The sequence below is a fragment of the Polaribacter sp. HL-MS24 genome (genome assembly GCF_032758595.1).
GTDB lineage: Bacteria > Bacteroidota > Bacteroidia > Flavobacteriales > Flavobacteriaceae > Polaribacter.
Window position 1 is genome coordinate 2,293,665 of record NZ_CP136415.1, and the last position, 11,876, is coordinate 2,305,540.

An 11,876-nucleotide genomic window follows, 5' to 3' on the forward strand; every position below is an offset into this window, starting at 1 on the left:
GTTTAAGCATCAAATGCAGAAAAAAAGACAGGAATTGTAGCTGTTACAGTTGTGGTTTGATAAAGATTAGGATAAACGATGACCAGAAGGCGGAAGCAGTGTTCAGTATGAGTGCATTAAAAATTGACCACTGCTTTTTGCTTATTGACCTCCGAAAATTAATCACTGATAGGCGATCACTACACACTAGATCAACTTTGCCATAGCAGTTTTAATGGTTTCAATATTGGTTTCTTTATTGGGTGGATTTTGTTTTTTTTGGGTCTGAATCATTTTTCGCATCAAGTTGATGACTACCTTATCAAAATCAAATTCCTTATATTGATTTCCTTTTACAATCATATCTTCAACAAGATTTTTAATCGCTTCTGTATTGTTGCTTTCAGAAATTTGATCAAAGGCTTTAAGATAGATGGCTTTGGTTTTAGGATCTCCAGTTAAAAACATTCCTGAAAGTACGTTTTTCGCAATAAATGGGAGTTCTTTCTCGTCCTTTTCTTCAATAAAAATTTGCGTCAAAGGGGTGGCTAAAATTTTGCGAATTTCGTCGGGAAAGGATTTGGATTTCTCAATTGCTAATTGCTTATTTACATAGTACATTGCAACCAAACTTTTCCCAACAACTGCATAAGACTCACTGTTGAGATGTTTACTGAAAATTGGGGTCAATTCAGGGTCAATTAATTTTCCTAAGGTCTCTATCGCAGCAGCTTGTACAAGAGTTTTAGAATCATTTTGGGCGATTTTCATAATTCGCTGAATCGCTTCTTTCTTAGAAAATTTATTGATCAAATCGATGTTTTCTAGGGCTAAAATCCGAATTTTGTAGTAAGAATCATTTAAGGCATCTACAACAGCGTTAAAGGCATCTTTATCGTCTTGTTTTTTAAGAACCTCCAATAAGGCTTCCCTCCGATCTCCGTAATTTTTTGCATGTTTCAATTGAAAAATATAATCACTCAAGACCTTGTTCTCTTTGATTTCACACAACAGAACCCCGTCGGCGTTTACTTGAATAAAATCGGGTTGTTTTTGATAGGAAAAGGTAAAAGAAGCATCATTGCTGTCTACAAATACTTGTTCTCTTCTTGAGCGCCCATTTTCATAAATATCAATAGCAAAGGGAAATTTGAACTTTTCGGATTGTAATTGAATAATATTGACGGTTACTTTTTTTTGGATGGTATTGTAATCGTAAGAGACTTCTATTTGCGGGTGATTTGCCCCATAAAACCATTGATTAAAAAACCAATTGAGGTCTTTCCCAGTGATTTTCTCGAAGGCCAATCGGAGTTGGTGTACTTCTGCCGATTTGAATTTATTTTCATTTAAATAGAGCTGTAAGGCTTTGAAAAAGGCTTCGTCTCCCAAATAGTTTCGCAACATGTGCAAAATTGTTCCTCCTTTATTATAACTCACCAAATCGAAGAGGTCTTCTTTATTTTCGTACTGAAAACGCACCAATTTTTTGGAGGCATCCTGACCGTTGAAATAGGCCAAATTATTTTCGTACAAATGCGCATTTGCTTCTTCGTCTCCATATTTATGAGCTCTCCATAAGTATTCGCTGTAGTTTGCAAAAGACTCGTTGAGAGCAAGATTTGACCAGCTTTCAGCAGTGACTAAATCTCCAAACCAATGATGGAAAATTTCATGTGCTATTGTATTTTCATGTGTATTTTGATCGATGAGCTGTCCTGGTTTTTGATAGGCCTGTTCTCCATGTACTACGGCTGTGGTATTTTCCATAGCACCACTCACATAGTCTCTTACGACTATCTGATTGAAGCTCTTCCAAGGGTAATCTACTCCTAACAGTTCAGAAAAAAAATCAATCATTGCTGGAGTATCTCCAAAAATTGCCTTTGCATGAGGTGCATATTCTTTTTCCACATAATAGGCAATCGGAAGTTCACTAGATGTTTCTTTCACAACTTCAAATTCACCAATACCCATAAAAAAGAGGTATGGCGCATGTTTCTGATCAAATTTCCAATAATCAGTTCGGTTTGTACCCGATCGAGTTTGCGAAATCAATTCCCCGTTTGAAAGTGTGGTGTACTTTGCAGGTACTGTAATGTAGATTTCTTGCGATGTTTTTTGATTTGGGCTGTCTAGGGTTGGAAACCAACAACTACTAGCTTCAGTTTCGCCTTGGGTCCATATTTGAGTTGGTTTGTGGGTATCTAACCCATCAGGATTGATAAAATACAATCCTTTTGCGGCTTTGATAGCGGCACTTCCCTCCTGTTGAACCTTTTCTGGTCTTGCAGTATATCGGATATAGAGTGTATAGGATTCTTCTTTGGTATACGTTTTAGGAAGGTCGACAATCAACTGTAAATTGTTGTAATGAAAATCCAATTTTTTATTGGCCAAACTTACTAGATGAATCAACATTCCTTTTGCATCTAGGGTGACTTTGTTGGTGGGATAGAAATAGGGTTTTAAGGTAATCCATGCTTCACCGTTGAGCTGTCGCTCTTTAAAATTGAAATCTACTTTTAGTTTGGTATGCTCTAAAACATGTATTTTATCTCGTTCACCACGATATATAGTTGAATTCTGTGCAAAACTAACTGCAACAGAAAGATAGATACATAGGGAAAGTATTCGTTGAAATTTCATAGTCTCTGCGTCAAGGTATCAAAAATAAGAAAATAAAGTCGTGTGCGTGTTAACTCGCCGTTAAAAAGAAATAGCTGTATTCTCTTTCGAAAATACAGCTATAAATGAACCTATGAAGAAGGCTATTTGAATTTAAAAAATCGTTTTGAATTGGTTGAGGTCGATGGCATCCATGTTTACGTCGATTTTTCCGAGCATTTCCATAATTCTCGCGGGATTCATATTTTTCCCTAAGATCCTTGCAACTCCTACTCCCACTTCGTCACTGTATCCAAAAGCAATAACTTCGTCAATTTCTGCTGCATCACCTGTGTAATAAAGTTTCATATTCATCCCTTTTGCTTTGACGCTTCCTAGGGTTTTATATTTTTTATGGGAAAAAATTGTTTTCAATGTTGCCATTTCTGTTTCATAAGCAGTCCCATTTTCTGCAGTTTTTTTGAAAAAGGCAGCGTTTATTTTTTGAATGCTTTTCGCGGTTGTTTTGACTTCCTCAGAAGCACCTTCTTTAGGGCTAAGCAGCAACTGAACAGGAAGATCTCCGTACATATAGCCTTCTTTTTCACTGCTTTCTACTAAGTAGGTTTGTAAGGATTTTTCATTTGTACAGGCTGTTCCAAAAAGTACCAGAAGTACGAATGAAATGATGGTGGTTGTTTTTTTCATTTGATTTTATTTTCAAAGAAACGTTGAGCGATTCTTGGTCCAAAGTTCCTTTTGATTGATTTACTTCTTATTAGATTCATTAACGAAAGTATCGGTCAATTCAGAGATTTTATTAACATCAATGTTACCAGTTAAAGAAACGATGACTGCCTCTGTTTTCTTTGTTGAGTTTTTTTCTACATCATTAATAAACATCAATACTTCACTAACGTAATCCTTGTTTTTAGTAGCTTTTACATAGATTTTAATTCGAGAATCTTCGTCTTTGACACGCATCAACTCGGTCAGTTTTTGTTTTTTGATTGCTGTTTTGCTCATCGCATCCATTTTACTTGCAATTGCTACATCTTTGGTAGAAAACATTTTAAATTCATTCAAATCTCGAATGATTTTAAAGATTTGCATTCCTTCGTTGTTTTCAATTTGTACATTTTCAAATTTTGAGAGAATTTCAAATGCATCTTTGGTAATTACGACCATGTCAACATTGTCCATGTCTTCTAATTGATCAAAAAAGGACTGTGCATTTGAAAGGATTGGTATTAATGTTACTGCAATGAATAGGATTATTTTCTTCATAATTTATAGTTTAGGGGTGTGTTATTTTAATATTTTATTGATCGTGGTTTCATAGGTCTGCACTTTTGCAATGGCATTTTCACCTTTTTTAAGGTTTATAGACAAGAGCGTTAGCGCATTACTAATCTGTGCGTATTGTTGTTCTAATTTTCGTTGTTTGTATATTTCTGAACTTGCATATACGCTTACTAGAAGTGCTAAAGAAGCTGCTATCGAAAACCATCGAAGTCTTTTGCCTTTCGGCTTTTGAGTGGTGAACCTCATGGGTTTTGAAAAGCTTTCGGCTTTGCTGATTGTAAAATAGCTAAATAGCGATTGGTATTCTTGCAGGTGTGGTGCAACAGGTCCTTCTGTAAAATAGCTTTTCAAGGTGGCTTCCTCCTGCAAAGAGGTTTCTGCGTTTAGGTATTTTTCTAGTAATTTTTCTATGTTAGCTAACTCCATAGTTGTGTTTTTTTGTAAGTTGTTCTCTGACTGTTTTTCTCGCTCTGCTGAGCGCTACTCGAATTGCTGTTGGTTGCATGTCAACAATTTTTGCAATTTCGTCAAAATCATACTCTTCAACATCTCTAAGTTGAATGATGGTTCTTTGTTGTTCTGGTAAATTTTGAATCAATTGGTGCACTTGGTTGACACTGTCTCGATATTCAATTTTATTTTCTAAACTCGTTTCTTTTTCTTTATAATTGCTGTGCACTAAAGTTAAATTACTGGCTTGTTTCGACTTTAATCGATCATAGCAGTAATTCTTTGTCATGGTCATTGCAAATGCTTCAATATTTTTATACTCTCCAATTTTCTCTTTCCGTGTCCATAATTTAAATAACAATTCTTGGGTGGCATCTTCGGCTTCTTCAGTAGAAACTAACAGTCTTTTTGCTAATCTAAAAACTTTGTCTTTAAATGGTAAAACAATATTCAAAAAATCGGATTGTTTCATTATCTATTAGTTTGTATCGCAACCAGTAACAATTTTTTCTTTCTTCTGAAAGGTTGCTACACTTTTATGACGAGTATCAATTTATTTTGTTACACAGAATTATAAAAATAATACTAATATTCTTTAAATTGCGTTTAATTACAAAGTAAAATCCAAACCTATGAAGTTGAAATTGTCTTTAAAAATTGTGATTGCATTAGTGAGTATTGTCTTACTCTCCCATTGTTCTTCTAAAACAGAGAACATTCCCGAAAATATCGAAGTAAACCATTTTGTTTGGAAGGGACTCAACGCTTATTATCTTTGGCAAAATTCTAAACCGGACCTAGCTGACAAACGCTTCAACTCACAAAGAGCCTTAAATAATTACCTGTCGGGATTTCCAACTCCTGAACTACTTTTTGAAAATTTGCTGTTCAGACCTACAGATCGATTTTCAATGATTTTTAATGATTATGTAGCTTTAGAAAATGCCTTCCAGGGGATAACGTTAAACAACGGAATGGAGTTTGGACTGGTACGCTACAGAACGTCTTCTAGTAATGTTTTTGGATATGTTCGTTATGTAGTGCCCGGCTCTGATGCATCCATCAACGGTGTTACCAGAGGAATGATTTTTAATCAAATTGATGGAAAACAAATCACCGATACCAATTATGGCACTTTATTATCTTCCAATAGTTATTCTATTGGTTTGGCCGAGTACAATGACGGGGATCCAATCGCGACTGAAAACAGCATACAACTTACCAAATCTCAATTGGAAGAAAACCCTGTAAAAATTGCAACCGTTTTAGATGAGGGAGTGGATAATAAAATTGGCTATTTGATGTACAATCAGTTTTCATCTTCTTTTGATGATGAATTGAATGCCGCTTTTCTAACTTTTAAAAATGATAATATTTCTGATTTAATTGTCGATTTGCGTTACAATGGTGGAGGCTCTGTTCGAACTGCAACTTATTTAGGAGCGATGATTACAGGTGGGTTCAATGGAGAAATTTTCTCAAAGCAAGTGTGGAATGAAAAAGTAATGGCAGAATTTCCTGAAGAAGACTTTCTAAATCGGTTTACCGATAAAATTGACAATGGTGTCGTTTCAGAAAATATCAACTCCTTGAATTTATCTCGGGTTTATTTCATCGTTTCGGGCAGTACAGCTTCTGCTTCTGAATTGGTAATCAATAGTCTACGATCTTATATTGATGTTTTTTTGGTTGGAACTGAAACCGTTGGCAAACAAGTGGGATCAATTACCTTGTATGATTCGGATAATTTACAAAAAAACGGATTGAATTTCAATACCCAACATAACTATGCATTGCAACCTATAGTATTAGAGATCGCCAATAAAGATGATCAAAACGAAATTAATGGTTTTGTTCCAGGGACTACCCTTCCAGGTGTTGTATTGAGTGAAGATTATGGCAATTTAGGAGTTTTGGGAGAGCGGTCTGATCCCCTTTTAGACAGAACAATTAGGTATATGCTCACTGGAGAAAGAGGAACGGAAACTTCCTCAAGAGGTTTGCACTCTGAGGAAATTTACAACTCAAAATTAGCAAGCCCTACGAGCAATAATATGTATGTAGAGCTTCATTAAATTTAGCCCAATACATCGGGTCTAAATTCACTCATATTGGATTTGTGTTTTGATTTTGCATATTCATAACCAGAGTCCCACCACTTTCGCATTAACTTTTGATCAAAAACCAAAGAATTGGTTGTTAAAACAGTTGGTGTATAATATAAGTTTAAGGTGACGTCTTTATTGGTTGCAGCCAATTTGCCAATAGTAATATTGTGTTTCTCTACATGTGTCAACATAAAATCAAAGACATCAAAGAGCAATGAAAAAGGATTTTTGGCAGGCAATCGATTTGTTTGAATAACTTCTGTATCTAAAATAATTGCATCAATTTCTGTAGCTCCTCTTAAAATGGCCTCACGAATTGGAATTAAAGAGCCAAAACCACCATCGCCATATTGACAGTGCTCTTTCTCGAGCAAGCTCATAAACGGAATATAATTGCATGAAGCCCAAATCCAATCACAAAAATCATTATAGGAACAGTCCCGAATGGACTTGTATTCAATTTGATTGGTTGTTAAGTTAGAAACAGTCACAAGCACCTCTTTGTCTTTAGCGATGATATTTTCAAACATTTCTAAAGTGATCTTAGTTTTGATGAGTTTTTGTAAGTTTTTACTTTCTCCAAACGTTTTTCGCCCATTGATAAAATTCCAAAGTGTGTTTAAATGATTGATGCTAATAATTTTTTCACCAGCAACCATTTTAATTGTAAATGGATCGTTACTAAAAATACTTTTCTGAGTAACGTTGGTATACAATTCCTTTAATTCTTCGAGCATCCCAAGGGATAAATGAGACACCATTAAGCTTCCTGTAGAAGTCCCTAAAAAAAGGTCATATTCCTTACCTTCGTTATTCAATAAATACTGTGCAACTCCCCCAGCAAATGCTCCTTTGCTTCCGCCACCTGAAATTACCAATGCTTTTTTCATAAAACTCGATTAGGATGTATTAAATTCGTATTGTAAACATATTAAAAATGAAAAGACGATTCATCCTTATTGTTGTCGCAATTATTTTTGTTTCTTGCAATCAACCTTATATTCCTAGAACAATCGAGTCGATTGTAATTGAAGAGTATAAAATAGACAGTGCCAGCATTCGGGCCATTCAAGCAATGAATGTCGATCATCTTGTGTATGCGGGTTCCAACGGAACCATCGGTACCACCAAAGATAATGGAAACTCTTGGAAGGTAAAAAAAATAATCTTTCAAGACACCATAGTGCCACATTTTAGAAGTTTGGCATTCAATGGAAATCATTTGTATGCCCTTTCCGTGGGAAACCCTGCTCTATTGTATCGAATTTCAGAAGATGAATCTACCCTTGTTTATTCAGAACTGCACGAAAAAGTGTTTTATGATTCCCTGCATTTCTTTGAAGATCAATTGCATGGTATTGGTGTTGGTGATCCAACTGATGACTGTGCATCGATTATTGTAACAAACGATGGAGGTGCGAACTGGAAAAAAGTTGCCTGTGAATTTTTACCAAAATTTGAAGAAGGAGAAGCTTTTTTTGCCGCTAGTAATACCAATATCAAAACTTTAGGAAGTACAGTCTGGATTGCTTCTGGAGGAGAAAAAGTAAGGGTTTTAAAATCTACCGATTTTGGAAAGACATGGGAAATTTTCAGCACTCCAATACAGCAAGGTACTGGCCCACAAGGAATTTATTCTATTGATTTTCATGACCAAATGAATGGAATCATAGTGGGTGGAGATTATACCAAACCATTAGAAAACACAGCTAACAAAGCAATAACTATAGATGGTGGGAAAACTTGGAAACTTGTTGCGGATGGTCAAAACCCTAATTATAAAAGTTGTGTGCAATACGTTCCAAACACCCATGGAAAAGAGATTTTTGCTGTTGGGAAAACGGGAGTTTCTTTTTCAAATGACGCAGGAATAACTTGGAAGGATATTTCTAACAACTCCTATTACGCCATCCAGTTTGTAAATGAACATACAGCATGGTTATCGGGACATCATAAAATAGGGAAACTCGAATTGAACACTCTTTTCAACAAAAGCAAATAGACGCATTATTCTATTATTAAAAAATCAAAATTAACAATGATCATTTCTAAAGAAAAAATTATACAACGATTTGTAAGTTATGTTACAGTTGACACCGAATCAGACCCTAACAACCCTGCTTTTCCTTCAACTGAAAAACAATGGAATTTGGCACGAATATTAGAAAAAGAATTGAAAGCCATTGGCCTGCAGGATGTTGAACTGGATGCAAACTGTTATCTCATGGCGACTTTACCCAGTAATTTAGACTACAGGGTTCCTACGATTGGTTTTATCGCTCATATAGACACCAGTCCCGATTTTACAGGAAAAAATGTACGCCCTCAGATTCACCACGAATATGATGGAAAAGAGATAGTTTTAAACTCAGCTCAAAGCATTGTTTTATCTCCCGATTATTTTGAGGACTTATTAGAATACAAAGGACAAACAATCATCACAACCGATGGAACTACCCTATTGGGTGCTGATGACAAAGCAGGTATCACAGAAATTGTTTCTGCAATGGAGTATTTGGTTCAACACCCAGAGATCAAACATGGAGATATCAGAATTTGTTTCACTCCCGATGAAGAAGTTGGCAAGGGGGCGCATTTATTTGATGTAGAAAAGTTTGGTGCAGATTGGGCTTATACGATGGATGGAAGTCAGATTGGAGAATTGGAATACGAGAATTTCAATGCAGCTTCTGCAAAGATCACCATTGAAGGAAAAATTGTTCACCCCGGTTATGCCAAAGGAAAAATGATCAATTCGATATTGATTGCCAATGCGTTTATCGCAGCCCTACCACCACAAGAAGTACCTGAAAACACCCAAGGATATGAAGGTTTTTATCACTTGCATGATCTCACAGGAACCGTAGAAAAAACAGTCCTTGAATACATCATTAGAGACCATGATTTGGACTTATTTGAAAAACGTAAAAACAATATTCTATCCATTGGCGCTGCACTCAACAAAAAATATGGAAAAGATCTTATACAGATTGAACTGAAAGATCAATATTATAATATGCGAGAAAAGATTGTTCCAGTCATGCATATTGTAGATATTGCCGAAGAAGTGATGAAGGAATTGGGTATCAAACCTCTGATCAAGGCCATTAGAGGAGGTACCGATGGTTCGCAGCTCTCTTTTAAAGGATTGCCTTGTCCCAATATTTTTGCTGGTGGACATCATTTTCATGGAAGATATGAATACGTTCCTGTGGAATCCATGATCAAAGCCACAGCAGTCATTGTGGGAATTGCAGAAAAAGTATCCCAAAAATTGAAGTGATCATTTAAAATAATTCAGGATTTTTTCCTTGAACATGCTTAAAAAAATCATGGAAGTATTGAAAATCCGCTTCCATATTGTCTGTTGTGGTATAAGGTTCTGAAATCAGTATTTGTTTTTTACCAAAATCTAAGGTTGCCATTACAATAGGCACTCGAGCTCCTTTGGCGATGTAATAAAAACCTGTTTTCCATTTGTCTACTTTTTTTCGAGTTCCCTCCGGAGAAAGTCCTAATCGAAATTCATTTTTAGAATTAAAAATTTGAACAATTGATTCTACTAAATTATTATTTTTACTTCTGTCTACAGGAGTTCCTCCTAATAAACGAAAGAAAAAACCAAAAGGTCCAGAAAATAACGACCCCTTTCCGATAAAGTTGATCATTGTTCCTGAGGCCATTCTTGACAAAATTGCAATTGGAAAATCGATCCAACTGGTGTGAGGTGCAGCTATCACAACATATTTTTTAATATCTTGAGGGAAATCTCCCACTAATCTCCAGCCTAAAATTCTAAATAATATAAATTTCGAAAATCCTTTCATTGTATATTTTAAAGTTCTAAATTTAAGGACTTAATTCGAAATGATGATAGATTTAATAATTAACTTTTTATTGATAGTATTTGGGATTCTAATCGGCTTATTTATAGGTAGTCTATTAGGAAAACTAAAAAGAGAAAAGGAGAATTCAGTCCTAGAGGGACAAAATTCCTTGTTACAAACTTCCAAAGAATATGCTGAAAAGTCTGTTTTAGAACTTCAAAAAGAACTCAAATTTTTGCAGCAAGAAAAAGAGCAACTCCTCACGATGAATTCCCGTCAAGAAGCAGATTTAAGAAATCTGCAACATAAACTTGAGGAAAACAAAGACGAAGTCGAAAAGCTTCAAGAAAAATTTACCAAAGAATTTGAGAATTTAGCGAATAAAATTTTAGATGAAAAATCTGTTAAATTCACAGCACAAAATCAAGAGAATATTAAAAGCATTTTGAGCCCTTTGCAAGAAAAAATTAAAGGGTTTGAAGACAAAGTAACGCAGACCCACAAAGAAAGTATTGATTATCATGCTGCACTTCGTCAGCAAATTATTGGTTTGAAAGAGATGAACTTACAGATGAGTAAGGAAACCATCAACTTGACCAAAGCTTTGAAAGGAGACAATAAAACTCAGGGAAATTGGGGAGAACTGGTCTTAGAACGAGTCTTAGAAAAATCGGGTTTGGAAAAAGATCGAGAATATTTTGTACAACAAAGTTTTACAAACGAGGAAGGAAAAAGAGTACTCCCCGATGTTGTGATTCATTTGCCAGACAACAAAAAAATGATCGTTGATTCTAAAGTTTCCTTAACAGCCTATGAGCAATTTGTCAATTCCGAAGATGAAAAAGACAAAGAACAGTTTCTAAAAGAACATGTCAATTCTCTTAAAAGACATATTGAACAATTGAGTGAAAAAAAGTATGAAGATATTTATAAAATTGAATCACCCGATTTTGTATTGCTTTTCGTTCCAATTGAACCTGCCTTTGCCATTGCATTGAATGCAGATAATTTCTTATACAATAAGGCATTCGAAAAGAATATCGTGATTGTTACCCCATCTACCCTATTGGCAACTTTACGAACTATTGATTCGATGTGGAACAACGAAAAACAGCAAAAAAATGCGTTAGAAATCGCAAGACAAGCTGGTGGTTTGTATGACAAGTTTCATGGTCTGTTGAGTGATTTGATTGGTGTTGGAAAGAAAATTGACGCTTCTAAAACGGATTATAATGCAGCCATGAACAAACTTTTTGAAGGAAAAGGAAATCTAATTACCAGTGTAGAAAAATTGAGAAAAATGGGTGCCAAAGCCAAAAAAGCACTCCCAGAAAATATCATAGATCGAGCAAACAATGATGATGAAAATGAAGAATAATACATTTCTAAAAACAAACTATGCTTGAGTCAGAGCTTCGAGGAATTCTTTTCGGTTAAAGAAACTCTTGTACTTTTCGATCTCTTTTTATAAAATAATAACGTCCTTTTTTGAGAACCTTTTTTCGATAGCCAAATAAATGAAAGATTTCTGTGGCCAAAAAGGCAGCTGTTTTTGGATTTACCTCCAATCCATAGGGGTCTTTTCTGACTCCACGCACAC

Annotated in this window: 12 protein-coding genes; 4 read left to right on the forward strand and 8 right to left on the reverse strand. The window is 35.2% G+C overall.

Annotated features, from left to right (window positions below; all coding sequences use genetic code 11):
- Positions 1 to 186: 186 nt before the first annotated feature.
- The 5 genes from RRF69_RS10865 to RRF69_RS10885 all read right to left on the reverse strand — a co-directional run bounded on the left by RRF69_RS10865 (position 187) and on the right by RRF69_RS10885 (position 4,813).
- On the reverse strand, positions 187 to 2,628 hold the full coding sequence (locus RRF69_RS10865) for a M1 family aminopeptidase (protein ID WP_316939804.1): 2,442 nt from the start codon (positions 2,626 to 2,628) through the stop codon (positions 187 to 189).
- A 132-nt stretch (positions 2,629 to 2,760) separates the two neighbouring features.
- Positions 2,761 to 3,294 carry a DUF4252 domain-containing protein gene (locus RRF69_RS10870; protein ID WP_316939805.1) on the reverse strand — a complete coding sequence of 178 codons (534 nt, stop codon included), beginning with the start codon at positions 3,292 to 3,294 and terminating at the stop codon, positions 2,761 to 2,763.
- A gap of 60 nt (positions 3,295 to 3,354) precedes the next feature.
- Positions 3,355 to 3,873, reverse strand: a complete 519-nt coding sequence (locus RRF69_RS10875; RefSeq protein WP_316939806.1) for a DUF4252 domain-containing protein — start codon at positions 3,871 to 3,873, stop codon at positions 3,355 to 3,357.
- A 21-nt stretch (positions 3,874 to 3,894) separates the two neighbouring features.
- Entirely contained in the window at positions 3,895 to 4,317 is a 423-nt protein-coding gene (locus RRF69_RS10880) for a hypothetical protein (RefSeq protein WP_316939807.1), read from the reverse strand.
- Positions 4,304 to 4,813 carry an RNA polymerase sigma factor gene (locus tag RRF69_RS10885; protein ID WP_316939808.1) on the reverse strand — a complete coding sequence of 170 codons (510 nt, stop codon included), beginning with the start codon at positions 4,811 to 4,813 and terminating at the stop codon, positions 4,304 to 4,306. The genes RRF69_RS10880 and RRF69_RS10885 overlap by 14 nt, the downstream gene beginning before the upstream one ends.
- 160 nt (positions 4,814 to 4,973) lie before the next feature.
- On the opposite strand from RRF69_RS10885, the gene RRF69_RS10890 reads away from it, so the two are divergent.
- Positions 4,974 to 6,416, forward strand: a complete 1,443-nt coding sequence (locus tag RRF69_RS10890; RefSeq protein WP_316939809.1) for a S41 family peptidase — start codon at positions 4,974 to 4,976, stop codon at positions 6,414 to 6,416.
- 2 nt (positions 6,417 to 6,418) lie between these two features.
- Here RRF69_RS10890 and RRF69_RS10895 read toward each other — a convergent pair whose 3' ends face one another.
- Positions 6,419 to 7,339 (reverse strand): patatin-like phospholipase family protein, encoded by a 921-nt coding sequence (locus RRF69_RS10895; RefSeq protein ID WP_316939810.1) that lies wholly within the window; start codon positions 7,337 to 7,339, stop codon positions 6,419 to 6,421.
- 47 nt (positions 7,340 to 7,386) lie between these two features.
- Between RRF69_RS10895 and RRF69_RS10900 the strand changes: the two genes are divergently transcribed.
- Both RRF69_RS10900 and pepT read left to right on the forward strand, forming a co-directional pair.
- Entirely contained in the window at positions 7,387 to 8,451 is a 1,065-nt protein-coding gene (locus RRF69_RS10900) for an oxidoreductase (RefSeq protein WP_316939811.1), read from the forward strand.
- A 36-nt stretch (positions 8,452 to 8,487) separates the two neighbouring features.
- Positions 8,488 to 9,732: a peptidase T gene (gene pepT, locus RRF69_RS10905; RefSeq protein WP_410479458.1), complete on the forward strand. Its 1,245-nt coding sequence runs from the start codon at positions 8,488 to 8,490 to the stop codon at positions 9,730 to 9,732.
- 4 nt (positions 9,733 to 9,736) lie between these two features.
- Here the strand turns inward: pepT and RRF69_RS10910 are convergent, their stop codons facing one another.
- Positions 9,737 to 10,276 carry a 1-acyl-sn-glycerol-3-phosphate acyltransferase gene (locus tag RRF69_RS10910; protein WP_316939812.1) on the reverse strand — a complete coding sequence of 180 codons (540 nt, stop codon included), beginning with the start codon at positions 10,274 to 10,276 and terminating at the stop codon, positions 9,737 to 9,739.
- 43 nt (positions 10,277 to 10,319) lie between these two features.
- Between RRF69_RS10910 and rmuC the strand changes: the two genes are divergently transcribed.
- The gene (gene rmuC, locus RRF69_RS10915; protein ID WP_316941144.1) at positions 10,320 to 11,654 is read left to right on the forward strand and encodes a DNA recombination protein RmuC; all 1,335 of its coding nucleotides are present in this window, start codon (positions 10,320 to 10,322) and stop codon (positions 11,652 to 11,654) included.
- A 55-nt stretch (positions 11,655 to 11,709) separates the two neighbouring features.
- Here rmuC and RRF69_RS10920 read toward each other — a convergent pair whose 3' ends face one another.
- Positions 11,710 to 11,874 (reverse strand): hypothetical protein, encoded by a 165-nt coding sequence (locus RRF69_RS10920; RefSeq protein WP_316939813.1) that lies wholly within the window; start codon positions 11,872 to 11,874, stop codon positions 11,710 to 11,712.
- Between the last annotated feature and the right edge of the window lie 2 nt (positions 11,875 to 11,876).

Excerpts from the sequence above, each read along its gene's own strand:
- RRF69_RS10910 (WP_316939812.1), bottom strand. The coding sequence starts at position 10,276 with ATGAAAGGATTTTCGAAATTTATATTATTTAGAATTTTAGGCTGGAGA.
- RRF69_RS10880 (WP_316939807.1), bottom strand. The coding sequence starts at position 4,317 with ATGGAGTTAGCTAACATAGAAAAATTACTAGAAAAATACCTAAACGCA.
- RRF69_RS10875 (WP_316939806.1), bottom strand. The coding sequence starts at position 3,873 with ATGAAGAAAATAATCCTATTCATTGCAGTAACATTAATACCAATCCTT.
- RRF69_RS10885 (WP_316939808.1), bottom strand. The coding sequence starts at position 4,813 with ATGAAACAATCCGATTTTTTGAATATTGTTTTACCATTTAAAGACAAA.
- RRF69_RS10870 (WP_316939805.1), bottom strand. The coding sequence starts at position 3,294 with ATGAAAAAAACAACCACCATCATTTCATTCGTACTTCTGGTACTTTTT.
- RRF69_RS10890 (WP_316939809.1), top strand. The coding sequence starts at position 4,974 with ATGAAGTTGAAATTGTCTTTAAAAATTGTGATTGCATTAGTGAGTATT.
- RRF69_RS10895 (WP_316939810.1), bottom strand. The coding sequence starts at position 7,339 with ATGAAAAAAGCATTGGTAATTTCAGGTGGCGGAAGCAAAGGAGCATTT.
- pepT (WP_410479458.1), top strand. The coding sequence starts at position 8,488 with ATGATCATTTCTAAAGAAAAAATTATACAACGATTTGTAAGTTATGTT.
- rmuC (WP_316941144.1), top strand. The coding sequence starts at position 10,320 with ATGATAGATTTAATAATTAACTTTTTATTGATAGTATTTGGGATTCTA.
- RRF69_RS10865 (WP_316939804.1), bottom strand. The coding sequence starts at position 2,628 with ATGAAATTTCAACGAATACTTTCCCTATGTATCTATCTTTCTGTTGCA.
- RRF69_RS10900 (WP_316939811.1), top strand. The coding sequence starts at position 7,387 with ATGAAAAGACGATTCATCCTTATTGTTGTCGCAATTATTTTTGTTTCT.